Origin of the sequence: Parendozoicomonas verongulae, assembly GCF_009711465.1 — a bacterium.
GTDB classification, from domain to species: domain Bacteria; phylum Pseudomonadota; class Gammaproteobacteria; order Pseudomonadales; family Endozoicomonadaceae; genus Sansalvadorimonas; species Sansalvadorimonas verongulae.
On record NZ_SMME01000597.1, the window covers coordinates 1 to 1,781 of the forward strand.

The 1,781-nt window shown below is 50.2% G+C and carries 1 protein-coding gene; it reads right to left on the bottom strand.

Features of this window, described 5'->3' with window-relative positions:
- Window positions 1–192, bottom strand: a 192-nt coding sequence (locus tag E1189_RS24840) for a hypothetical protein (protein ID WP_230459998.1), incomplete at its 3' end; no start/stop codon positions are given.
- Window positions 193–1,781: the final 1,589 nt, after the last annotated feature.

The window sequence follows — 1,781 nt, forward strand, 5'->3', positions numbered from 1 at the left end:
CAGTCCAGTGCACTCACCAGACACAAGCGCGTCCACACAGGGTACAAACCCTTTGTCTGTGACCAGTGTAAGCGGTCTTTCACCCAATCCAGCGATCTCACCAGACACCAGCGCACCCACACAGGGGACAAGCCCTTTGCCTGTGATCTGGACGGGTGCAACAAAGCGTTGACCACATCTGTGAGCCCACACAGGGGACAAGCCCTTTGTCTGTGAGTTAACGGGTGCCACAAGTCTTTCAACCAATCTGGAGATCTCACCAGACACAAGCGCACACTGCACAAAAGATGAGTAACCCGGTCTGTCACTTTTACAACCAGACCCTGATAGGGCCGCCAGCTACGCTGCTATCTCCTTTGTTCTTTTTGGAGGAAGGAAGAGAATGGCCTTCAGGCTGAACTTTATTATCACCAGTCTCTGCATAGTGATCGGCCTGCCTACATCTGCCACCTATGGCTCAGAAGAAAAGAGTAGACCTCTTCACCTTATTTCATGGCGGCCATTAGATGTGATATCGACAGGCAGCATTGCCATCCCCTCTGCAGACGGTACACATATCCACCCCAGTGAAACTACATCTTGCACTGTCAACAGCTCTGCCGAATATCACTTTGTGCATTGCCGAGGGAAAAAACAAAACACCAGACTAACACTCACGGGATCAACGGCTGTACGACATCTGACAGTTGAAACGGGTGCCACAACATGGGTTAGGAATCACTCGACCATTTGCCGCATTTCCAGTAACAATGAAGCTCCTGACGTCTTATATTCTCCTCCTTCACCTCCCCTTCTGGACAGTCTATTCCCTGAGTTAGCGGGCTTAGAACAGAATAACACTCTGCTTACGGAGTCATCGGATCTAGAACAGGATAATGCATTTTCGAGTGTTCTTCGCGCCAGTGCAGGGGAAGGTATAATCGATACAGATGACACTCTTAATAAAGTGAGTCAGATTCCGTCTGACAGTGGTCCGTTGCCCACGAAAATCACCAGAATGCGCAAGCCAAGAGCCCACACAAAGGACAGACCCTTTGTCTGTGACCAGGACAAGTGCTACAAAGCGTTTACTACACTCAGCGATCTCACCATCCACAAACGCACCCACACGGGGGACAGGCCTTTTGTCTGTGACCAGTGCAACTGGTCTTTCACCCAATCCTGTAATCTCATCAGACACAAACGCACCCATACAGGGAACAGACCCTTTGTCTGTGACTTTAACGGGTGCAATAAAGCGTTTACCTCATCCAGCAATCTCAGCAGACACAAACGCACACACACAGGAAACAAGCCTTTTGTCTGTAATCAGGACGGGTGTAACAAGCGTTTTAGCCAGTCCAGTGATCTCATCAGGCACCAACGTATCCACACAGGAGAAAAGCCCTTTGTCTGTGATTTGGATGGATGCGACAAGTCTTTCACCACACCCAGTCATCTCACCAGGCACAAGCACACCCAACACTGCAGGAAGGCTGAGTGACCCTGGCTGTCCTTTTCACAAGACACCGCCAGCTACGCTGCTATCTTCTTTGTTCTTTTTGGAGGAAGGAAGAGAATGGTCTTCAGGTTGAACGTTATTGTCACCAGTCTCTGCATAGTGATCGGCCTGTCTACATCTGCCACCTATGCATCAGGAGACAAGAGTAGATCTCTTCACTTTACTCCGTCACAGCCAGTAGATGTGATATCGACCGGCAGCATTGCTATTCCCCCTGCGGGCAGCACACATAACTACCCTGGTGAAACCCCATCTTGCACCGTCAACAGGTCTGCCGGGC